Below are 20,608 nucleotides of genomic sequence, written 5' to 3' on the forward strand. Positions count from 1 at the left end.
GAAGCTCCTGTCAGCGGAAGAAGAGGAAGGTGGTGAGCACGAAGAGAGGGATCAGCACCATCATGGCCCAGGCGCAGTATCCGAAGAAGGAGGGCATGCGCGCCCCGCTCTCCTCCACGATGGCCTTCACCATGAAGTTGGGTGCATTGCCGATATAGGAGTTGGCGCCCATGAAGACCGAGCCGGCCGAGAGCGCGGCGAGCGTCAGCGCCCCCTCGCCCATCAGATGGGCCGCGTCGCCCCCCGCCAGGTTGAAGAAGACGAGGTAGGTGGGCGCATTGTCCAGGAAGCTGGAGAGCACCCCCGACATCCAGAAATAGACCCAGGGGACCGGCTGCCCCGCCGCATCGGAGGTCAGCGCGACCAGCCCCGCCGCCGCGCCCTCCGGCCCCGCCTTCAGGATGGCCAGCACCGGCCCCATGCAGAGGAAGATCGCGGCGAAGAGCTTCGCGACCTCGGCCATGGCGCCCCAGGCGAAGCCGTTCGCCTCGCGCAGCGCGCGGGGCGTCAGGGCCATGGAGACCAGCGCCACCCCCACCAGGCCCGCCATGCCGGCCAGGCGCTCGATGCCGAGGTGCTGGCCCAGCACTTCCACATCGCCCGGCCGCCAGATGCCCTGCATCAGCACCAGCGCCACCACCACGCCGATGAGCGCCACATTGGCCCAGCCCTCGACGGCCAGCGGCGCGGCGGGGGGTTCCTCGGCCTTCGGCTCGCGCGCGAAGAGGATGGTGTCCAGCAGGTGGTGGATGGCCAGCAGCGCGACGGCGCAGAACAGGAAGGGGCCCATCAGGTGGGTCGTCGGCCAGAAGAAGGACACGCCCTGGAGAAAGCCGAGATAGAGCGGGGGATCGCCGATGGGCGTCAGGCTGCCGCCGATATTGGCGACCAGGAAGATGAAGAAGACGAAGGTATGCGTCTTGTGCCGCCGCGCCGCATTGGCCCGCAGCACCGGGCGGATGAGCAGCATGGCCGCCCCGGTCGTGCCCATCACGCTGGCCAGCACCGTGCCGGTCGCCAGCAGCGCCGTGTTGGTCCGCGGCGTGCCGTGCAGCCGCCCCTTCAGCAGCACGCCCCCGCCCGTGGCGTAGAGCGCCAGCAGCAGGGCGATGAAGGGCAGGTATTCCTCGACGGCGACGTGCAGGACGTTGTCCACCGCGGCGCCGGCGCCGAACCAGAGCGCGAAGGGCAGGAGGAAGGCCAGCGACCAGCCCGCCGCCACCTTGCCGTAGTGATGATGCCAGAGGGCCGGTGCCAGGATGGGCAGCAGCGCGATCGAGAGCAGGATGCCGATGAAGGGCAGCCCCCAGCCCAGCCCCAGCGCCGCGCCGTCCATCCCCGCCGCGCCCGCCGGGGATGCGGCCATGGCGAGCGCGATTCCCGCGCCGATCGCTCTCCATCCCCTCATCCCCCCGGCTTTTCCCCAATTCGCCGGGGCGGTCAACCGGATGCGCGTGTGGACAGGCGGGGTTGCACGTCTCTACACCCTCCCTAAGATTCAGCGATCAGGCGGAGCACCCCTAATGGAAATGTCTGGCGAGCGGCTGATTGCCGCCCCGCGCGAGCAGGTTTGGCAAGCGCTCAATGATCCCGAGGTCCTGAAGGCCGCGATTCCCGGCTGCGAATCCCTCGAAAAGACCTCCGACACCGACCTGACGGCGCGGGTCGCGCTGCGCATCGGCCCCATGGCGGCCAAGTTCGCGGCCAAGGTGAAGCTCGAGAACCTGAACCCGCCAGCCAGCTACACCATCTCAGGCGAGGGCAATGGCGGCGCCATGGGCTTCGCCAAGGGCGGCGCCGACGTCTCGCTGACCGAGACCAGCCCGGCCGAGACCCTGCTGAAGTACGAGGTGAAGGCGCAGGTGGGCGGCAAGATGGCCCAGCTCGGCGCCCGGCTGATCGACAGCACGGCCAAGCAGATGGCCGACCAGTTCTTCGACCGCTTCGCCGCCCAGCTGGCGCCCGCGCCCGTCGCGGCTGCCCCCGGCGCGGCCCCCGTGGCACCCGCCCCGCTTCCGGCGGCCGGTTCAATCTCGGTCTTCTCGCTCCTGCCCACGGAGTACAAGGGCCTGCCCATCATCTCCTGGCTCGGCTTCGGGGTGATGGTCGTGATCCTCTATCTGCTGTTCCTGTCCACGTGAGCAGCATGCCGGCAGACGTAGCCGCCACCGCCGGGCTGCTGGCGGCGGGCGGCTATGTCGCGGATACCGCGCTCGCGACGACGGTCCACCTCGCGCTCCGCATGGGACGGCCACTCTTCCTCGAGGGCGAGCCGGGCACCGGCAAGACCGAGATCGCGAAGGTGCTGGCGGCGCAGCTGCCCCGGCACCTGGTCCGGTTGCAATGCTATGACGGGCTGGACCTCTCGGCCGCGGCCTATGAGTGGAACCATGCCCGCCAGCTCATGGCCATCCGCCTGGCCGAGGCCGCGGGCAACGTCGCCGATGTCGAACGCAGCATCTACGATCGCCGCTTCCTGGAGGCCCGCCCGCTGCTGCAGGCCCTGGAGGGCGAGCCCGCCGTCCTGCTCATCGACGAGCTGGACCGCGCGGACGAGCCCTTCGAGGCCTTCCTGCTGGAGGTCCTGGCCGATTTCCAGATCACGGTGCCCGAGCTGGGCACGCTCAAGGCCGCGACGCCGCCGGTGGTGATCATCACCTCCAACCGCACGCGGGAGGTGCACGACGCCATCCGCCGCCGGTGCCTCTATCACTGGGTGGACTACCCCGATGCGGCGCGGGAGAAGGCGATCCTGAAGCTGCGCGCGCCCGGCGTCAGCGAGAAGCTCTCGGCCCAGGTCGTGGCCTTCGTGCAGCGGCTGCGCGGCGGCGACTATTTCAAGCTGCCCGGCGTGGCGGAGACGATCGACTGGGCCAATGCCCTGGCCGCTCTCGACGCCACAGAGCTGGAACCGGCCTCGGTCGATGCCACGCTCGGCGTGCTGCTGAAGTACCAGGACGACATCGCCAAGCTGAAGGGCGAGGAAGCCGCGCGGCTGGTCACCGAGGCACGGGACGCGGCGTGATCCCACCGCGCGAGGCGCTGAGCGACGCGGCGCGGAGCTTCGGCGCCCCCCTCGCCCCGCGCGACCGCCCCTCGGCCGAGGCGCTGGCGCCCAACCTGCTCGCCTTCCTCCGCCTCCTGCGGCGCGCGGGCCTCTCCGTCGGCCCCGGAGACGCGCTGGCGGCGGCCGAGGCGCTGACCATCACCGGCATCGAGACCCGCGCCGCCACCCGCGCCGCATTGGCCGCCACCCTGCTGCGCCGCCGCGAGCAGGCCGAGATCTTCGACGCGGCCTTCGACCTCTTCTGGCGCGACCCCGAGCGCGGCCGCGCGGCCTCGGCCTTCGCCGCCATGGAGGAGCCGCAGCAGGAGAAACCCAAGCCCGGCTCCCGCCGCATCGCCGAGGCCATGGCAGGCGAGCGCCCGCGCCCTCCCCGGCCCCCCGAGGACCAGCCGCCCCGCGTCGACGCCTCCATGACCGTCTCCGCGCAGGAACGCCTGCAGCAGATGGATTTCGAGGCGATGGGCACAGAGGAGATCGCCCAGGCCAAGGCCGAGATCCGCAAGCTGGTCCTGCCGCTGGACGAGCGCGCCACGCGCCGCTTCCGCACCGACCCGCTCGGGCCGCGCGTGGACCTCAAGGCCACGATCCGCGCCAGCGCGCGCAGCGGCGGCGAGATCACGCAGATCCTGCGCCGCCGCCGCGTGACGCGGCCGCCGCCGCTGGTGGCGATCTGCGACATCTCCGGCAGCATGGCGCGCTACGCCCAGGTGCTGCTGCACTTCCTGCACGCCGTCACCAATGACCGTGAGCGCGTGCACAGCTTCCTCTTCGGCACGCGGCTCACCAACATCACCCGCCAGCTCAAGCACCGCGACCCCGAGATCGCCTTCGAGATGGTCGCGCACATGGTGCCCGACTGGTCCGGCGGCACCCGCATCGGCGAGGCACTGGAACGCTTCAACCACGACTGGTCCCGCCGCGTGCTGGGCCAGGGCGCGGTGGTGCTGCTCATCACCGACGGGCTCGACCGCGAGGGCGGGCGCGGGCTGGCCGAGGCCACGGACCGGCTCCGCCGCTCCTGCAGGCGGCTCATCTGGCTGAACCCGCTGTTGCGCTACGCCGGGTTCCAACCCAAATCCCAGGGCATACGCGCGATGCTCCCCCATGTGGACGAGTTCCGCCCCGTGCATAATCTGGCGAGCCTGCGCGAGCTGATCGAGGCGCTGGGCGAAAGGAAACGCCAATGAGCGAGGACATCCTCGGGACCGCCGCCGAATGGGCGGCCCAGGGCGAGCAGGTCGCGATCGCGACCGTCGTCGAGACCTGGGGCAGCAGCCCCCGGCCAGCGGGCTCCATGCTCGCCGTCACGGCATCGGGCCGGATGGCGGGCTCGGTCTCCGGCGGCTGCATCGAGGGTGCGGTCGCCGAGGTCGCGCGCCAGACCATGGCCGACGGCAAGCCCCAGCTGCTCGATTTCGGCATCAGCGACGAGCGCGCCTGGGAAGTGGGCCTCGCCTGCGGCGGCAAGCTCAAGGTCTTCGTGGAGAAGCTGGGTTGACGCCGGAACACCTGGCGCGGCTGCAGAAGGCCCGCGCCGCGCTGACGCCCGTCGCGCTGCTCACCCGCCTCTCGGATGGGGAGCAGCACATCTTCCCCGACGACGCACTGCCCGGCGCGCTGGCCGAGGCCGCCGAGAAGGCGCTGTTCGACGACAAGGCACAGAACGTCACGCTCGACGGCGAGGACTGGTTCGTGCAGCCGCACAACCCGCCCCTGCGCATGATCGTGGTGGGCGCGGTGCATGTGGCCCAGGCGCTGGTGCCCATGGCGGCGGCGGTGGGCTTCGCGGTCACCATCGTGGACCCGCGCCGCGCCTTCGCGAGCGCGGAGCGCTTCGGCGACGGCGTCACGCTCAACCACGAATGGCCCGACGAGGCAATGGAGGCCCTGGCGCCGGACACGCGCACCGCCATCGTGACCCTCACCCATGACCCGAAGCTGGACGACCCCGCGCTCGATGTCGCGCTCAGGAGCCAGGCCTTCTACATCGGCGCGCTCGGCAGCAAGCGCACCCATGCCAGGCGCGTCGACCGGCTGAAGGCGCTGGGCCATGACGATGCCGCGCTGTCGCGCATCGCCGCGCCCGTCGGCCTCGACATCGGCGCGATCACGGCGCCCGAAATCGCGCTCTCCATCCTCGGCCAGGTCGTGGCCCGCAGGCGGGGCAAGTGATCTTCGGTCCCACGCCTCTGGACGAGGCGGATGGCGCCGTGCTGGCCCATATGATCCGGCTGAAGGACCGCGTGCTGAAGAAGGGCACCGTGCTCGACGCCGCGGCCATCGCGGCGCTGCGCGCGGAAGGCCACGCGCAGGTCATCACCGCGCGGCTGGAGCAGGGCGACGTGCCGGAGGATGAAGCCGCCGCCCGGGTCGCGGACGCCATGCTCTCGCCCCTCGTGGCCCGCAGCAAGGCGGCGACGGGGCGCGTGAACCTCGTCGCGGAATCCGCCGGGCTGCTGGTGCTCGACGCGCCCCTCATCGACCGGCTGAACACGCTGGACGAAAGCCTCACCATCGCGACCCTGCCCAACTACAGCGTCGTCCAGCCGAAGGAGATGCTGGCGACCATCAAGGTCATTCCCTTCGCCGTGCCGGGCGCGCCGCTGGGCGTGGCCGAGGCGCTGCTGCGGCGCGGCCGCGTGCTCTCGCTGCATCCTTTCCGCCCGCTCAAGGTCGGCCTCGTCCTCACCGAACTGCCCGGAATGAAGGAGAGCGTGCTGCAAGGCACGATCGACGTGACGCGCGAGCGCGTGGAGGCCCTGCTGGGCACGCTGCTGCCGCCCGAGCGCACGCGCCATGACGCCCATGCGGTCGCCGAAGCGCTGAAGCGCCTGATGCGGCAGGGGGCGGAGCTGCTGCTCGTCTCCGGCGCGTCGGCCACCATCGACCGGCGCGATGTCGGCCCCGCCGCCATCGTGCGCGCGGGCGGGCGGATCGAGCATTTCGGCATGCCCGTGGATCCGGGCAACCTGATCTGCCTCGGCGAGGTGGAACGCATCCCCGCCATGGTGCTGCCCGGCTGCGCGCGCAGTCCCAAGGTGAACGGTTTCGACTGGGTGTTGCAGCGCATCTTCGCGGGCGTTCCCGTGCGCTCGCGCGACGTCATGGCCATGGGCGTGGGCGGGCTGCTGAAGGAGATCGACACCCGGCCCATGCCGCGCGCCAAGGCCCCCGCCAACGCGCCTCCGCCCCGCGCTCCGCGCCGGCCGCGCCAGGTGGCCGGGCTCGTCCTGGCGGCCGGACGCTCGCGCCGCATGGCGCCGCTGAACAAGCTTCTGGTCGCCGACGCACAGGGCGTGGCCATGGTCAGCCGCGTCACGGAGAAGGTGCTGGCCAGCGGCGTGCGCCCCGTGCTCGTCGTCACCGGACACGAGCGCGAGCGCGTGGAGGAAGCGCTGGCGGGCAAGCCCGTCATCTTCGTCCATGCCGAGGATTATGCCGAAGGCCTCTCCTCCAGCCTGCGCGCAGGCCTTGCGGCCCTGCCGCCCGAGGCCGAGGGCGTGCTGGTCGCGCTGGGCGACATGCCGCTGGTCGAGACCGGCGTGATCACCCGCCTGCTGGCCGCCTTCGACCCCGAGGAGGGCCGCGCGATCGTGCAGCCCACCTTCCGCGGGAAGCAGGGCAATCCCGTGCTCTGGGGCCGCGAGTTCATCCCGGAGATGATGCAGATCACCGGCGATGTCGGCGCCCGGCAGCTCGTGGGCAAGCACGGCGACAAGCTCGCGGAGGTGGAGGTCGCCGATGACGGCGTCCTGCGCGACTTCGACACGGCGGAGGCGCTGAAATCCGCGCCCGGCTTCGGACCCAAGGCGGGCGCCTGACCGGGCCTGCGCCTGCCTATCCCGCGCAGCGCGCGCAGGTGCCCTCGACCTCGACCGTCATGCGGCTGGGCACGAAGCCGGCCTGGCGCGCGGCGTCCTCCAGGGCATGGGCCACGGCGTGGTCCGTCAGCTCCGTCGTGGTGCCGCATGTCTTGCAGATCAGGAACTGGTGCGGGTGGTCGTGGTCGTGCCCATGGCCGGCCTCCACGCAGGCGGTGAAGGCGTTCAGCCGCTCCAGCTTATGGATCAGGCCCTGCTCCAGCAGGAAGTCCAGCGCGCGGTACACGGTGGGCGGGGCCGCCGGCCCGCGCTCGCCGCGCAGCTTGTCGAGCAGCGCATAGGCGCCGACCGGCTGCTCCTCGGCCAGGACGAGCTTCAGCACCTGCCGCCGCAGCGGCGTCAGCTGCGCCCCTCGGGCCGCGCATTGTTCGGCCGCCCGGTCCAGCGTCGCTTCGAGTTCCATGGGCCCCTCACCTGGCATGATGAATTCCCATATAGTGTCTCGCCATGCCCGACACCCCCCAAAGCCTCCCCCTCCAGGATCCCGCCCAGCGCGATGCCGTGTTGCACGCCGTGCGGTTCGACGCCAAGGGCCTCGTGCCCGCCATCGCCCAGCAGCATGACACGGGCGAGGTCCTGATGATGGCCTGGATGAACGCCGAGGCCCTGGCCGAGACGCTGACCACCGGCCGGGCCTGCTACTACAGCCGCAGCCGTGGCGGCCTCTGGCGCAAGGGCGAGAGCTCCGGCCAGGTGCAGACCGTGCTGGACCTGCGGGTCGATTGTGACGGCGACACGCTGCTCATGCTGGTGGACCAGGCGGGCGTCGCCTGCCACACGGGCCGCCGGAGCTGCTTCTACCGCGCCCCGCGCGAGGGCGGCCTCGCCGAGATCGCGGCCCCGCTGGTGAGCCCCGAGAGCCTCTACGGCGCATGAACCCCGTCCCCGTCATGCTGCTGACCGGCTTCCTCGGGGCCGGTAAGACCACGCTGCTGAATAGCCTCCTGAGGGAGCCGGCGATGGCGGAGACGGCCGTGCTCATCAACGAGTTCGGCGAGATCGGCCTCGACCACCTGCTGGTCGAGCGCCTGGACGAGGATGCGGTGCTGCTGGCGGCGGGCTGCCTCTGCTGCACCATCCGGGGTGACCTGACCCGCGCGCTGCGCGACCTCGCGGAGCGGCCGCAGCCCATCCGCCGCGTGGTGATCGAAACGACCGGCCTCGCCGACCCCGCGCCCATCCTCCAGACGCTGATGAGCGACCCCTGGCTGCTCCGGCAATACCGGCTGGACGGGGTGGTGACGCTGGTGGACGCCGTGCACGGCATGGCGACGCTGGACGCCCAGCAGGAGGCGCTGCGCCAGGCCGCCGTCGCGGACCGGCTGGTGCTCACCAAGACGGACCTCGCCGCGCCTGAGGCCGTCGCCGCCCTGCGCGAGCGGCTGGCGGCGCTGAACCCCGTGGCGCCGATGCTGACGGTGGACCAGGCGGATGCCGCTGCGCTCACCGATGCCGGCCCCTTCTCGGCCGACGGCAAGCTCCCCGATATCGGCGCCTGGGTGGCCGCCGCCGCGCGCCATCACCACCATCACCACCACGATGTGAACCGGCACGACGCGCGCATCCGCGCCACCTGCCTGCGCTTCGAGGAGCCCCTGCCCTGGGAGGGCCTGGCGAGCTACCTCGAGATGATGGCCATGACCCAGGGCCAGCACGTGCTGCGGATGAAGGCCATCCTGAACCTGCGCGGCCATCCCGGGCCGGTGGTGATGCATGGCGTGCAGCACAGCTTCCACCCGCCCATGCCGCTGCCCGACTGGCCCGAGGGCGACGACCGCTCCAGCCGCATCGTCTTCATCCTGCGCGACATCGACCCCCGCATCGTCGAGGACGGCCTGCGCGCCTTCCTGGAGGCCGCCCCTGCATGAGCCTGCGCATCGAGACCGTGACGGGCGAGGACCTGCTGCCAAAGATCCCCGCGCTGTCGCGGCTGCGCGCCCGCGTCTTCGCGGAATGGCCCTACCTCTACCAGGCCGACCCGGAGGAGGAGGCGCGCTACATCCGCCTCTACATGGAGGGCGAAGGGGCCGCGATCGTCCTGGCCTGGGATGGCGGGGAGATCGTCGGCGCCGCCACCTGCCAGCCCATGCTGGCGACCCACGGACCCGTGCGCTCCGCCTTCGAGGCCGCGGGCCGCAAGCCGGCTGACTACTGCTATTTCGGGGAATCCGTCCTGCTGCGGGAATATCGCGGCCAGGGCGCGGGCGTCGCCTTCTTCCGCGAGCGCGAGGCGCATGCCCGTTCGCTGGAGCTTTCCTGCGCCACCTTCTGCGGCGTGGTCCGCAACCCGAACGACCCCCGCCGCCCGGCCGACTACGCCCCGCTCGACGGCTTCTGGCGCAAGCGCGGCTACACCCACCACCCCGAGCTTTCCTGCATCTTCGACTGGCGCGAGCTCGGCGACGATCGCGAGACCCCGCACACCCTCTCCTTCTGGACCAAGGCGCTTTGAGGCTCGCCTGCCTCGCCTGGCCGGTGGAGCCGACGCCGGATGTCGCGGGCTTCGCCGCCCGGCTCGGGGACTGGGCCGCCGAGGCCAAGGCCGGCGGCGCGGACCTGCTGCTGCTGCCCGAATATGCCTGCGTCGAGCTCGGCGCCGCGCTGACCGGCCAGTCCGCGCCCGATGCCGCGACCGAGCTGCGCGCGATGGTCGAGGTCGCACCCGCGATCCTGGCCGCCATGCGCGACGTGGCGCGCCGGCACGGCATCTGGCTGCAGCCCGGCACCCTGCCCATGCGCGAGGGCGGGCGCTTCGTGAACCGCGCCCCGCTCATCGCGCCCGACGGCAGCCTCGCGATGCAGGAGAAGCGCCAGATGACGCGCTTCGAGACGGAGCACTGGGGCATCTCCGCCGGCGCGCCGCCCCATGTCTTCGAGACGCCCTGGGGCCGCATCGGCATCGCCGTCTGCTATGACGCGGAATTCCCCGCGCTGGTGCGCGCGCAGGTCGAGGCCGGCGCCTGGCTCATCCTGGTGCCCACCTGCACGGACACCGCCCACGGCTTCAACCGCGTGCGGGTCGGCGCCCAGGCGCGGGCGATGGAGAATCAGTGCTTCGTGGCCGTCGCCCCCACGCTGGGCGGCTTCGAGGGGTCGGTGGCGCTGGACGAGAACCATGGCGCGGCGGGCGTCTACGGCCCCATCGACCGCGGCTTCGCGGCCGATGGCGTGGTGGCGGAGCTGCCCTTCGACCAGCCCGGCCTGCTCTTCGCCGATCTCGATCCCGCCCGGCTGGAGGCCGTGCGCCAGGACGGCGCGGTCCGCAACCACCGCGACTGGCCGCACGCCACCGTGCCGACCGCGGAACCGGCGGTGTTCTCATGAGCCTCGTCTACATCGTCGCGGGCGAGGCCTCGGGCGACATATTGGGCGCGCGTCTCATCGCCGCGCTGCGGGCGCGCGAGCCATCGCTGGAATTCGCGGGCCTCGGCGGCGAGCACATGGCCACCCAGGGCTTCCGCTCGCAATTCGACATCCGCGAGCTGGCGCTGATGGGCCTCGTCGAGGTCCTGCCCGCCATCCGCCGCCTCTCCCGCCGCATGGACGAGCTGACGGCCGATATCGCCGCGCGCCGCCCCAAACTGCTGGTGACCATCGACAGCCCGAGCTTCACGCTCCGCCTCGCGGCCCGGGTAAAGCCCATGGGAATCCCGGTGGTGCATTACGTCGCGCCGCAACTCTGGGCCTGGCGCCCAGGCCGCGTGAAGAAGATCGCGCAGCGGGTGGACCGCATCCTGGCCCTGCTGCCCTTCGAGGCGCCCATCTTCGAGGCGGCGGACATTCCCGTCACCTTCGTGGGCCACCCCATCCTGGAAAGCGAGGCGGCGCACGGCGATGCCTTGCGCTTCCCACACCGCGCGCGCTCGCTGATCGTGATGCCCGGCAGCCGGCGCGGCGAGGTGTCGCGCCTGCTGCCCGTCTTCCAAGAGACGGTGCGCCGCATGCCGGCGGACGTGCTGCCCGTCATCGGCCTCGCTGGGACGGTCGAGGACATGCTGCGCGCCCATGACTGGGGCCGCCCCGCCGTGACCGTCCGCGCGCCGATGGAGAAGGCCGATGCCTTCGCGGCGGCCCGCGCGGGGCTCATCAAATCCGGCACCTCCTCGCTGGAGGCGGCGGTCGCGGGGCTGCCGCATGTCATCGGCTACAAGCTGAACCCCATCACCTCGCTCATCATCCGCAAGATCGTGAACGTGAAGTATGCGAGCCTCGTGAACCTGCTCGCCGAGGAGGAGATCGTGCCGGAGCTGCTGCTGGCCGATTGCACCCCGGAGCGGCTGACGGCGGCGCTGCTGCCGCTCATCGAGGATGGCGAGGCGGCCGAGCGCCAGCGCGAGGGTTTCCGCCGCGTGCTGGCGAAGCTCCGCCCCGAGCGCGGCCTGCCGAGCGAGGCGGCGGCAGAGGCCGTGCTCGGCATGCTTTGACGCGGCTTCGCGCGCGGCTCTAGCTTGCGCGCCATGCTCGAGCTGCGCGGCATCAGCAAGTCCTTCAAGATCGGCCCCACCGAGCGGACGGTGCTGCACGACCTCGACCTGGACCTCGCGCAGGGCGAGCTCGTCTCCATCATGGGCGGCTCGGGCTCGGGCAAGACGACCTTCATGAATATCGTGGGGCTGCTGGACCGCCCCACCAAGGGCACCTACCGCATCCGCGGCGAGGATGTGCTGGCCGCCCGGGCCGACGCGCAGTCGGCCATGCGCAACAAGATGATCGGCTTCGTCTTCCAGCAGTTCTTCCTGATGCCCCGCCTCAACGCGTGGCGGAACGTGGCCCTGCCGCTGATGTACCGCGGCACGCCCGAGGCGGAGGCGCGGAAGAAGGCGGAGTACATGCTCGGGCGCGTCGGCCTCGGCCAGCACCTCGCGCATATGCCCAACATGCTCTCGGGCGGGCAGAAGCAGCGCGTGGCCATCGCCCGCGCCCTCGTGGGCGACCCCGCCGTGCTGCTGGCCGACGAGCCGACCGGCGCGCTCGACCCCGTGGTGAGCCGCGAGATCATGGGCCTCTTCGAGGAGATCAACCGGGAGCTGAGCGTGCTGGTCCTCATCATCACGCACGACCCCGGCGTCGCCGCGCGCTGCCGCCGGCGGCTCGTGCTGACCCAAGGGCACCTGGCCGACATGAGCCACCTCCCCCCGACCGCCCACGCCGCATGATCCGCCAGACCCTCATCGAGGCCGCGGGCAACCTCCTGGCCTCCTGGCAGCGAAGCCTGCTGGCCCTGCTCGGCATCGTCGTGGGCGCGGGCGCCGTCATCTCCATGCTTCATGCGGGGACGATGGCCCGGCAGGAGACCATCCGGCAGTTCCGACAGATGGGCACCGACACGCTCATCCTGCGCGCCGACAGCCCCCAGGGGCTCGGCAACTTCCGCCTCGGCGACATCGAGAGCGTGCCGCAATTCGTGCCCACGGTGCGCGAGATCGCGCCCTTCATGATCGGCGGCGGCCCCATCGCCTACGAAGGGCAAAACCGCAACGCCGGCTTCCTCGGCGCCACGCCGGAGTTCGCGCAGGTGGCGCGGCTGCCCATGGCGCAGGGCCGCTTCCTCTCGGCCTTCGACCGGTTCGAGCTGCACGCGGTGCTCGGCTCCGACATCGCGCAGCAGCTCTCCCAGCCCTTCGCGCCCATCCGCACGGGATCGCAGCTGCGGATCGGGCGCTACGTCTTCACCGTCATCGGCATCCTCGAACCCACGCTGATGAACCCGATGCTCCCGGTTGATATCAACGGCACGGTCTTCCTCTCGCTGCCCAATGCGCGGCGCGTCATGGCGCTGCCGCAGCTTTCCATGGCCATCGCCCGGCTGCAGACGGATGCGGACCCGGATGTCGCGACGGTGCAGCTGCAGCAGCATCTCGGCCCCGGGCTGCGCGACGCGACGCTGAACGTGCTCTCCGCCCGCCAGCTCATCGCGGGGATGAACAGCCAGGTCCGGCTGGTGGCGCTTCTGCTGGGCGCGGTGGGCAGCATCGCCCTGGTACTGGGCGGCGTGGGCGTCATGAACATCATGCTGATGTCCGTCTCCGAGCGTAAGCGCGAGATCGGCATCCGGCTGGCCATCGGCGCGCGGCGGCGGGACGTGCGTCGCCTCTTCCTGGCCGAGGCGCTGATCCTGTCGGTGCTGGGCGCCGTCCTCGGGGTGGCGCTGGGCTTCGCGGGCGGCTTCGGCTTCGCCTGGATGTCGGGCTGGCAGGTCAGCTTCTCCGCGCTGGCGGCCCCGCTGGGCGCGGGCGTCTCGCTGGCCGTCGGCGTATTCTTCGGCTTCTACCCGGCCGTCATGGCCGCGCGGCTCGATCCCATCGAGGCGCTGCGATCGGAGTGAAGGTCGAGGCATCGGGCAGCGTGATCGGCGGGTCGCCCGTGCGCTCCATCACGGCCGGCAGCGGCGGCAGCAGGGAATCGATGGGCGTGTAGCTTGCCCCGCGCACCGGCTCGTTCAGCACGGAGGGCGGCGCGCAGGCAGCCAGCGCCAGCGCCACCCCGAAGGCCCAGTATCCCGTCCCGCGACACGCCATCCGGGAATTGGAACACGAAGCCGCCGCCGGGTCGAGGGGAAGCGGCGATGGCTTCCATCGGCGGAACCAATGAGATCAGTCGCTTCCCTAGCTTGCGGCCCGCGGCCACACGGTGGGATAGTGCGGCGTCGAATTCTGGAGACGTCGGAATGCTGGGCTGGACGGTCCGCTGCCTGGTGGCAGGCGCGCTGGGCGTGGCCCTCGCCATCCCCGACGCCTTGGCCCAGAATCGCGAACGCCCGCCCCGCCGCGCACCGGCCGCCACGGCCGAGGGCACGACGCCCATCGCCGCCCCGCGCCCGCCCGGCACCGCGCAGCGCAACGCCGTCCCCCAGGGCAGCGTGCCCCTGACGCTTCCCGAGGCCGTGTTTCTCGCCGTCCGCAGCAATCGCTCGATTCGCGGCCAGTACCTGCAGCGCGTGGCGGACCGGTTCTCGTTGCGCGTGGCGGAGGCGCGCTTCGATCCCCAGTTCGGGATCGCCGGCGGCGTCACCCACCAGCGCGTGGGCAGCATCACGACCACCCAGACGACGCTGACGCCCAACGTCACCATCGCGACCGTCACGGGCGGGCAGTTCACCTTCGGCTGGCAGGGCGCGCAGACCAATGTGCGGGGCCAGAACCCAACGGCCACCGGCCGCGCCACCTTCCAGGTGATCCAGCCGCTGCTGGCGGGCGGCGGCATCGACTACGCCATGGCCCCGGTGCGGATCGCGCGCATCCAGGAGGTCAACAGCAAGCTCCAGCTCAAGGCGCTGGTGATCGACCAGATCAGCCAGACCATCCTGGCCTATCGCGCCCTGCTCCAGGCCCAGGAGCAGCTCCGCATCTCCGACGAGGCGCTGCGCCGCGCGCGGGAGCTGGCGAGCGTCAACGTCGCGCTGGCCGAGGCCGGGCGCCTCGCGCAGGTCGAGCTCATCCAGGCCGAGACCTCCATCGCGCAGCAGGAACTCGCGCTCGTGGGCGCGCGCAACGCGCATCAGCAGGCGCGCATCGCGCTGCTCACGCTACTCGCCGTCGACCAGTCGCAGCAGATCTGGGCCGTGGAGCGCCCGGCCGCCGAGTCCGCCCGCGTTGCGCCCGACCGGGCCCTGCAGGCCGCCAGCGAGAACCAGCCCGACTATCTCCGCACCGTGCTCGGCATCGAGATCGCGCGCATCAACCTCGACGTCGCGCGCAACCAGCGGCTCTGGGACGTCTCCTTCGTCGCGGGGTCCAGCCTCGCGGGCCAGCGCGCCGACCTCGCGCGCACGGTGGACGCGCTGACCTCCGCTCGCAGCGATTTCAACGTGGGCCTGCAGGTGAACATCCCTATCGGCCAGATCGCGCGCCAGCAGCCCGAGGTGAACGCCACCGTCGCGCTGCGCCAGTCGCAGATCGCGCTGGAGGGCGCCCGCGACCGGCTTCGCCAGCAGGTGGAGGACACGGTCCGCAACATCGACACGCTGCGCCGCCAGGCCGAGCTCGCCCGCCGCGCGCGGGAACTCGCGGGCATGCAGCTGGAGACGGAGCTGGTGAAGCTCCAGGCCGGGCGCTCCTCCAACTTCCAGGTCGTCTCCTTCCAGGGCTCGCTGCAATCCGCCGAGAGCACGGAGCTCGCGGCCGTCATCGCCTATGCCAATGCCCTGACCACGCTCGATCAGATCCTCGGCACCACCCTCGATACCTGGCGCATCTACCTGAATGACTGACCTTCGCAGCTTCGCGGCCGGCATATCCGCGGCGCCCGCCTTTGACGACCTGGCGCGGCTGGCCGCCATCCTTTGCGAGGCGCCGATCGGCTATGTCGCCCTGCTGGACACCGCGCATCAATGGATCATCGGCGCCGAGGGCATGCAGCCCGCCGCGCTCAACTGCCCCCGCGAGCACGCCTTCTGCGACGAGACGCTGGCCAATGACCAGCTGACCGAGATCGAGGACCTCTCCCGCCATCCGCGCTTCAAGGACCATCCGCTGGTCCAGGGCGAGCAGGCGATGCGCTTCTACGCCGGCATGCCCATCCGCAGCGAGGCCGGCGAGGCCCTGGGCACCGTTTGCGTGCTGGACCGCGTGCCCCGCCGCCTTTCCGAGGAGCAGCGCGACGGCCTGGCCCGCCTCGCCGCGCGCGCGATGTCGGAACTGGAGCTGCGCCGCCGCGGCAGCGAGCTGCTGGAGACCGCCGCCCGGCTGGAGCAGGCCGAGGCCCGCCTGCGCGGCCTGAACGAGATGATCGCGGGCGACTACCAGCGCGCGCTCGACGCCATGGCCGACGGCGTGCTGACCATCGGCCCCGACGCCCGCATCACGACGCTGAACCCGGCCGCCGAGCGCATGCTGGACATCACGGCCGAGGAGGCCATCGGCGAAAGCCTCTCCCCGCTCCTGCACGCCCGGGAGGGCACGGACGAATTCATCGACGCCGTTCTGGCGCCGCTGCATGGCGAGGGCGGGAAGCGCCAGGTCATCCACTTCCCGGGCAACCGGCGCCTGAGCGTGGAGGCGACGCGCTGGCACGTGCAGCAGGGCCCGCACGCCGGCAAGTTCGGCATCACCGCCGTCTTCTCGGACGTGACGGAGACCGAGCGCCTGCAGGCCGAGCTCGCCGAGCAATACGGCAAGCTGCAGGACGCCTTCGTGAAGCTGGAGGAATCCGCGACACGGCAGCGCATCTTCTCCCGGCGCATCGCGCTGGTGCGCATGGCCTCCGTCGCGGCCGTGGCCCTGGCCGTCTTCGGCGTCGCGGCCTGGACCTGGTACGCGCAGCAGGATGGCATGGGCGCACCCGCCCAGGCGCCGGGCGGTGCCGCCACCGTCACCGCGCAGGCGCAGCCCGTCAGCTCGCGCATCGCCGTCGTGGGGGTGCTGGAGCCGGGCGCCAATGTCAGCGTGGTCGCGCCCTTCGACGGCACGGTGCGGGAGCGCCTGTTCCGCTACGGCGGCGCCGTCACGCGCGGCGACGTGCTGATGCGGATGGACCGCGGCGAGGTCGAGACGCGGCTGCGCGAGGCCCGGGCGGCCGAGATCCGCGCGCGCCAGAAGGTGGACGAGCTCAAGAACTGGGCGCAGGGCTTCGAGGTCGCGCGCGCCCGCCGGACGCTGGCCGCCGCGGAGCTGGAGACGACCAACCTGCGGGCGCGCGTCAGCCAGAGCGCCATGCTGCTCGGCCGCGGCATCATCCCGGCCGAGGAGCACCGGAACCTGCTGCAGCAGCAGCGCAACCAGGAGCTCCAGCTCCAGGCTGCGCAGCAGGATCTCGCGGCCACGCTCGCGCGTGGTGACGAGCTGAACCTCCGCACGGCGGAGCTGGAGCTCGCCAATGCCGAGACCAAGCTGAACGAGGTGGAGACCGACCTCCGCAACGCCGAAGTGCGGGCGCCCGTCTCCGGCGTCGTGCTCATGCCGCCCGAGCAGCCGGGAGCCAGCGGCGGCGGGCAGCGCCAGACCATCGAGGTCGGCACGCGGGTGAACCGCGGCCAGGCCATGTTCAGCATCGGCGACCTCGCGGGCTTCCTCGTGCGGGGCCAGGTGGACGAGATCGACGTGAACTCGGTGCGGCCCGGCCAGGCCGTGACCGTCACGGGCGATGCCTTCGCGGGCGAGGTGCTGCAAGGCCGCGTGGCCTCGGTCGCGGCGCAGGCCAGCGCGGACCAGCCCGGGCTCGGCCGCGGCATGCCGAGCTTCGCCGTGAGCATCGCGATCTCCGATCTGACGGAGGAGCAGCGCAAGCGGCTGGCCGTCGGCATGTCGGCGAGCCTCTCCATCATCACCTTCCAGCGCGACGATGCCGTGGTGCTGCCGCCCTTCGCCATCCGCAACGAGGATGGCCAGCGCGTGGTGCGCGTGCGCGAGGGCGCGCGCATCGTCTCGCGCCCCGTGACCATCGGCATCTCCACGCCCGAGGGCGTGGAGATCCGCGAGGGCATCAATCCCGGGGACGCGGTCGTGCTGGGCGATTAGTCCCGGTAGGAGGGGTCGAGCCGGTCCAGCTTCCGCAGCAGGCCCGGCCACTCCATCACGCCATAGGGCCGGCGCGTCTGGGGCTGGTAGTTCATGTAGGTCTCGTCCAGCACCTTCTGCGGCACGGGATGGATCTCGGCGTTGCAGGCGAGCGCGGCGAGCTGCGCCTTGCAGGACAGCTCCAGCCGGTGCATCGCGTTGAAGGCCTCGGCGATGGTGCGGCCGACGGTCAGCAGGCCGTGGTTGCGCAGGATGAGCGCGTTGTTGCTGCCCAGGTCGCGGACCAGCCTCTCCTGCATGGACATGTCGAGCACCACGCCCTCGAACTCGTGGTAGCCGATCTTGAGGAAGCGCATCGAGGTCTGGTTCATCGGCAGCAGGCCGCATTCCAGCGAGGACACCGCCATGCCCGGCCAGGTATGCGTGTGGATGACGCAGTCGATCTCGTGGCTCGCCTCGTGGATGGCGCCGTGGATCACGAAGCCCGCGCGGTTCACGCCGTAGTTCAGGTCGCCGAAATCGGGCGTGTGCAGGATGTTGCCCTTCACGTCGATCTTGATGAGCGAGGAGGCCGTGATCTCGTCATAGCCCATGCCGTAGGGGTTGATGAGGAAGGCCCCCTCCTCGCCCGGCACGCGGCAGGAAATGTGGTTCGCCATCATGTCGCTCATGCCGTAGAGGTCCACGAGGCGATAGCAGGCGGCGAGATCCACGCGCTTCTGCCACTCCTGCGGCGAGACCTTGTCGCGCAGCGAGGGAATGTTGAGCACGGGGGTCGGGGATTGTTCGAGCATGGGACGCCTCCTTCTTCGCCCCGAGCCTAGACCCGTTCGGGGCGGATCGGAACCGGCACGAATTTCCTGCCCTTTCCGCTGGCAGGCGCGTAGGATTCCACCCGTCAGGCCCGAGGGCGCCTGCCCTCCCCTGCAGCCGCGTCGCGGCCTCGGCTGGTCTTGGCCGCGGGAGGACATGTCAAATGGCTCAACTGGTCCGGGGCGCGTATGGCGCCCATGACACCCAGCTGCACATCAACCGCATCGGCGCGGCCGACCTCAGGGAAGCGCTCATGCGCGGGTTCGGGGATTTCATGGCGGCGCCGACCCAGATTTTCTTCCTCTGCCTGATCTATCCGGTCTTCGGCTACGTGATCGCCCGCGCGGCCGCGGGCGGCGCGCTGCTGCCGCTGGTCTGGCCCTTGCTGGCCGGCTTCGCGCTGATCGGGCCGGTGGCCGCCCTCGGGCTCTACGAGCTGAGCCGGCGGCGGGAGCAGGGGCTGCCCATTTCCTGGCGGAACATGTTCGACGTGCGGCACTCGCCCTCCATCGGAGGGATCGTGGCACTCGGCGTCATCCTGGTCGCGATCTTCGCCATCTGGATCGGCGTCGCGCGGCTCATGTTCCACGCCTTCATCGGGCCCGTCCTCCCCGGCAGCTTCAGCATGCTGCTGGACCAGATCCAGCAGGCCCCTGGCGGCATGACGCTGGTGGTGCTGGGCAACCTCGTCGGCGCGGGCTTCGCGCTGCTGGTGCTGGCGCTGAGCGTCATCTCCTTTCCCGCCATGCTGGACCGGCAGATGACGGCCGGCGAGGCGATGAGCCTCTCGCTCGCGGCCTTTCGCGCCAATCCGGGCACGATCATGGCCTGGGGCGTGATGGTCGCGCTGCTGCTGGCGGCAGGCATGGCGACGCTCTTCGTCGGGCTCGCGGTGGCGCTGCCCGTGCTGGGGCACGCCACCTGGCACCTGTACCGGAAGCTGGTGGGCTAGGGCCGGCGCCTAGGCCGCGCGCTTCAGGCTGAACTCGGCCCAGACCTGGGCCAGCGCGTCCATCAGGTGGTCGATGTCGGCGTCGGTATGGAACGGCGAGGGCGTGAAGCGCAGCCGTTCCGTGCCGCGCGGCACGGTCGGGTAGTTGATGGGCTGCACATAGACGCCGTGGCGCTCCAGCAGCAGGTCGCTGATGCGCTTGCAGAGCACGGGGTCGTAGACCATCACCGGCACGATATGGCTCGGGTTCGCGAGGTGCGGGATGTGCTGCGCGTCTAGCCGCGCGCGCAGCTGCCCCACGCGGGCGTGCATCGCCTCGCGCTCGGCGTCGCTCTGCTTCAGGTGGCGGATGCTGGCCGCCGCGCCCGCCGCGATGGCCGGCGGCAACGAGGTCGAGAAGATGAAGCCCGAGGCGAAGCTGCGGATGAAATCCACGAGGTTGGCCGAGCCCGTGATGTAGCCGCCGATAACCCCGAAGGCCTTGGCCAGCGTGCCCTCGATCACCGTCAGGCGATGCTGCACGCCGTCGCGCTCCGAGATACCGCCGCCGCGGGGCCCGTAGAGGCCCACCGCGTGCACCTCGTCCAGGTAGGTCATGGCGCCGAACTCGTCGGCCAGGTCGCAGATGGCGGCGATGGGGGCGATGTCGCCATCCATCGAATAGACGCTCTCGAAGGCGATGATCTTCGGCACGTCGCGCGGCAGCGCCTCCAGGCGCGCGCGCAGGTCGTCGAGGTCGTTGTGCTTCCACACCTCGCAGCGGGCGCGGCTGTGGCGGATGCCCTCGATCATGGAGGCGTGGTTCAGCTCGTCGGAGAGCACCACGCAGCCGGGCAGACGGGCGGCGAGCGTGCCGAGCGTCGCCCAGTTGGACATGTAGCCCGAGTTGAACAGCAGCGCGGCTTCCTTGCCGTGCAGGTCCGCGAGCTCGCGCTCCAGCAGGACGTGGTCGTGGTTGGTGCCCGCGATGTTGCGCGTGCCGCCGGCGCCCGCGCCGCTGCGGTCCAGCGCGGCGTGCATCGCCTCCAGCACCTTGGGGTGCTGGCCCATGCCGAGATAGTCGTTGGAGCACCAGACGGTGACCTCGCCGGTGCCGTCGGGCCGGTGGTGGGTCGCGCGCGGGAAGGCCCCGGCACGGCGCTCGAGGTCGGCGAAGACGCGGTAGCGCCCCTCGCGGCGCAGGCCGTCGAGCTGGTTGCGGAACAGCGTCTCGTAGTTCATCACTCGCCTTCCCCTGGAGCCCCGAAGGGCCGCACGGACCCTTCTACCAGGGCCGAGCCATGCCACGCAGCCCCCCGCATCGGACATGGCAGGGCTGCCCTCGATCATCCTCCTGAGAAATTAGCGCAATTTCCGCGACGGATGACTCGCCCCTTTTCGCCATTGTGCTATGCACCCGGCGAATTCTCCGAAGGACCCCTCGTCTCGTGCTGGGATATGG

Annotated in this window: 21 protein-coding genes; 16 read left to right on the forward strand and 5 right to left on the reverse strand. The window is 71.2% G+C overall.

Annotated features, from left to right (window positions below; all coding sequences use genetic code 11):
* Positions 1 to 10: 10 nt before the first annotated feature.
* On the reverse strand, positions 11 to 1,366 hold the full coding sequence (locus tag WJM96_RS10515; protein ID WP_424812440.1) for a sodium:proton antiporter: 1,356 nt from the start codon (positions 1,364 to 1,366) through the stop codon (positions 11 to 13).
* A 157-nt stretch (positions 1,367 to 1,523) separates the two neighbouring features.
* Between WJM96_RS10515 and WJM96_RS10520 the strand changes: the two genes are divergently transcribed.
* From WJM96_RS10520 to WJM96_RS10545, 6 genes are read left to right on the forward strand one after another with little or no spacing between them, the layout of a single operon-like run.
* Positions 1,524 to 2,141: an SRPBCC family protein gene (locus tag WJM96_RS10520; RefSeq protein WP_424812441.1), complete on the forward strand. Its 618-nt coding sequence runs from the start codon at positions 1,524 to 1,526 to the stop codon at positions 2,139 to 2,141.
* A gap of 5 nt (positions 2,142 to 2,146) precedes the next feature.
* Positions 2,147 to 3,025 carry an AAA family ATPase gene (locus WJM96_RS10525; RefSeq protein ID WP_424812442.1) on the forward strand — a complete coding sequence of 293 codons (879 nt, stop codon included), beginning with the start codon at positions 2,147 to 2,149 and terminating at the stop codon, positions 3,023 to 3,025.
* Positions 3,022 to 4,254 carry a vWA domain-containing protein gene (locus tag WJM96_RS10530; RefSeq protein ID WP_424812443.1) on the forward strand — a complete coding sequence of 411 codons (1,233 nt, stop codon included), beginning with the start codon at positions 3,022 to 3,024 and terminating at the stop codon, positions 4,252 to 4,254. Before WJM96_RS10525 ends, WJM96_RS10530 begins: the two co-directional genes overlap by 4 nt.
* Positions 4,251 to 4,565: an XdhC family protein gene (locus WJM96_RS10535; protein WP_424812444.1), complete on the forward strand. Its 315-nt coding sequence runs from the start codon at positions 4,251 to 4,253 to the stop codon at positions 4,563 to 4,565. Before WJM96_RS10530 ends, WJM96_RS10535 begins: the two co-directional genes overlap by 4 nt.
* Positions 4,562 to 5,239 carry an XdhC family protein gene (locus WJM96_RS10540; protein ID WP_424812445.1) on the forward strand — a complete coding sequence of 226 codons (678 nt, stop codon included), beginning with the start codon at positions 4,562 to 4,564 and terminating at the stop codon, positions 5,237 to 5,239. The genes WJM96_RS10535 and WJM96_RS10540 overlap by 4 nt, the downstream gene beginning before the upstream one ends.
* A complete protein-coding gene (locus tag WJM96_RS10545; protein WP_424812446.1) occupies positions 5,236 to 6,888 on the forward strand; it encodes an NTP transferase domain-containing protein in 1,653 nt (550 codons plus the stop codon). Before WJM96_RS10540 ends, WJM96_RS10545 begins: the two co-directional genes overlap by 4 nt.
* A 16-nt stretch (positions 6,889 to 6,904) precedes the next feature.
* Here the strand turns inward: WJM96_RS10545 and WJM96_RS10550 are convergent, their stop codons facing one another.
* Complete coding sequence (locus WJM96_RS10550) at positions 6,905 to 7,351, reverse strand: Fur family transcriptional regulator (protein WP_424812447.1); 447 nt, start codon at positions 7,349 to 7,351, stop codon at positions 6,905 to 6,907.
* Between the two features lie 44 nt (positions 7,352 to 7,395).
* On the opposite strand from WJM96_RS10550, the gene hisI reads away from it, so the two are divergent.
* From hisI to WJM96_RS10585, 7 genes are read left to right on the forward strand one after another with little or no spacing between them, the layout of a single operon-like run.
* Positions 7,396 to 7,824: a phosphoribosyl-AMP cyclohydrolase gene (gene hisI / locus WJM96_RS10555; RefSeq protein ID WP_424812448.1), complete on the forward strand. Its 429-nt coding sequence runs from the start codon at positions 7,396 to 7,398 to the stop codon at positions 7,822 to 7,824.
* The gene (locus tag WJM96_RS10560; RefSeq protein WP_424812449.1) at positions 7,821 to 8,816 is read left to right on the forward strand and encodes a CobW family GTP-binding protein; all 996 of its coding nucleotides are present in this window, start codon (positions 7,821 to 7,823) and stop codon (positions 8,814 to 8,816) included. Before hisI ends, WJM96_RS10560 begins: the two co-directional genes overlap by 4 nt.
* Positions 8,813 to 9,400, forward strand: a complete 588-nt coding sequence (locus WJM96_RS10565; protein ID WP_424812450.1) for an N-acetyltransferase family protein — start codon at positions 8,813 to 8,815, stop codon at positions 9,398 to 9,400. The genes WJM96_RS10560 and WJM96_RS10565 overlap by 4 nt, the downstream gene beginning before the upstream one ends.
* Positions 9,397 to 10,272 carry a carbon-nitrogen hydrolase family protein gene (locus tag WJM96_RS10570; RefSeq protein WP_424812451.1) on the forward strand — a complete coding sequence of 292 codons (876 nt, stop codon included), beginning with the start codon at positions 9,397 to 9,399 and terminating at the stop codon, positions 10,270 to 10,272. The genes WJM96_RS10565 and WJM96_RS10570 overlap by 4 nt, the downstream gene beginning before the upstream one ends.
* Entirely contained in the window at positions 10,269 to 11,372 is a 1,104-nt protein-coding gene (gene lpxB, locus WJM96_RS10575) for a lipid-A-disaccharide synthase (RefSeq protein ID WP_424812452.1), read from the forward strand. Before WJM96_RS10570 ends, lpxB begins: the two co-directional genes overlap by 4 nt.
* 33 nt (positions 11,373 to 11,405) lie before the next feature.
* Entirely contained in the window at positions 11,406 to 12,104 is a 699-nt protein-coding gene (locus tag WJM96_RS10580; RefSeq protein WP_424812453.1) for an ABC transporter ATP-binding protein, read from the forward strand.
* Positions 12,101 to 13,273 (forward strand): ABC transporter permease, encoded by a 1,173-nt coding sequence (locus WJM96_RS10585; protein ID WP_424812454.1) that lies wholly within the window; start codon positions 12,101 to 12,103, stop codon positions 13,271 to 13,273. Before WJM96_RS10580 ends, WJM96_RS10585 begins: the two co-directional genes overlap by 4 nt.
* Here the strand turns inward: WJM96_RS10585 and WJM96_RS10590 are convergent.
* Positions 13,227 to 13,466 (reverse strand): hypothetical protein, encoded by a 240-nt coding sequence (locus tag WJM96_RS10590; protein WP_424812455.1) that lies wholly within the window; start codon positions 13,464 to 13,466, stop codon positions 13,227 to 13,229. The genes WJM96_RS10585 and WJM96_RS10590 overlap by 47 nt on opposite strands.
* Positions 13,467 to 13,615: 149 nt before the next feature.
* On the opposite strand from WJM96_RS10590, the gene WJM96_RS10595 reads away from it, so the two are divergent.
* Complete coding sequence (locus tag WJM96_RS10595) at positions 13,616 to 15,157, forward strand: TolC family protein (RefSeq protein ID WP_424812456.1); 1,542 nt, start codon at positions 13,616 to 13,618, stop codon at positions 15,155 to 15,157.
* Positions 15,150 to 17,402: an HlyD family efflux transporter periplasmic adaptor subunit gene (locus WJM96_RS10600; RefSeq protein ID WP_424812457.1), complete on the forward strand. Its 2,253-nt coding sequence runs from the start codon at positions 15,150 to 15,152 to the stop codon at positions 17,400 to 17,402. The genes WJM96_RS10595 and WJM96_RS10600 overlap by 8 nt, the downstream gene beginning before the upstream one ends.
* Here WJM96_RS10600 and WJM96_RS10605 read toward each other — a convergent pair.
* Positions 17,399 to 18,196, reverse strand: a complete 798-nt coding sequence (locus WJM96_RS10605; RefSeq protein WP_424812458.1) for a class II aldolase/adducin family protein — start codon at positions 18,194 to 18,196, stop codon at positions 17,399 to 17,401. The two genes, WJM96_RS10600 and WJM96_RS10605, sit on opposite strands and share 4 nt — an antisense overlap.
* A gap of 182 nt (positions 18,197 to 18,378) precedes the next feature.
* Here WJM96_RS10605 and WJM96_RS10610 point away from each other — a divergent pair, with 182 nt between their 5' ends.
* The gene (locus WJM96_RS10610) at positions 18,379 to 19,167 is read left to right on the forward strand and encodes a DUF2189 domain-containing protein (RefSeq protein WP_424812459.1); all 789 of its coding nucleotides are present in this window, start codon (positions 18,379 to 18,381) and stop codon (positions 19,165 to 19,167) included.
* A gap of 9 nt (positions 19,168 to 19,176) precedes the next feature.
* Here WJM96_RS10610 and hemA read toward each other — a convergent pair whose 3' ends face one another.
* Complete coding sequence (gene hemA, locus WJM96_RS10615; RefSeq protein WP_424812460.1) at positions 19,177 to 20,388, reverse strand: 5-aminolevulinate synthase; 1,212 nt, start codon at positions 20,386 to 20,388, stop codon at positions 19,177 to 19,179.
* Positions 20,389 to 20,608 lie beyond the last annotated feature (220 nt).

This window comes from Roseococcus sp. YIM B11640 (assembly GCF_049727625.1).
Taxonomy (GTDB): Bacteria; Pseudomonadota; Alphaproteobacteria; order Acetobacterales; family Acetobacteraceae; genus Roseococcus.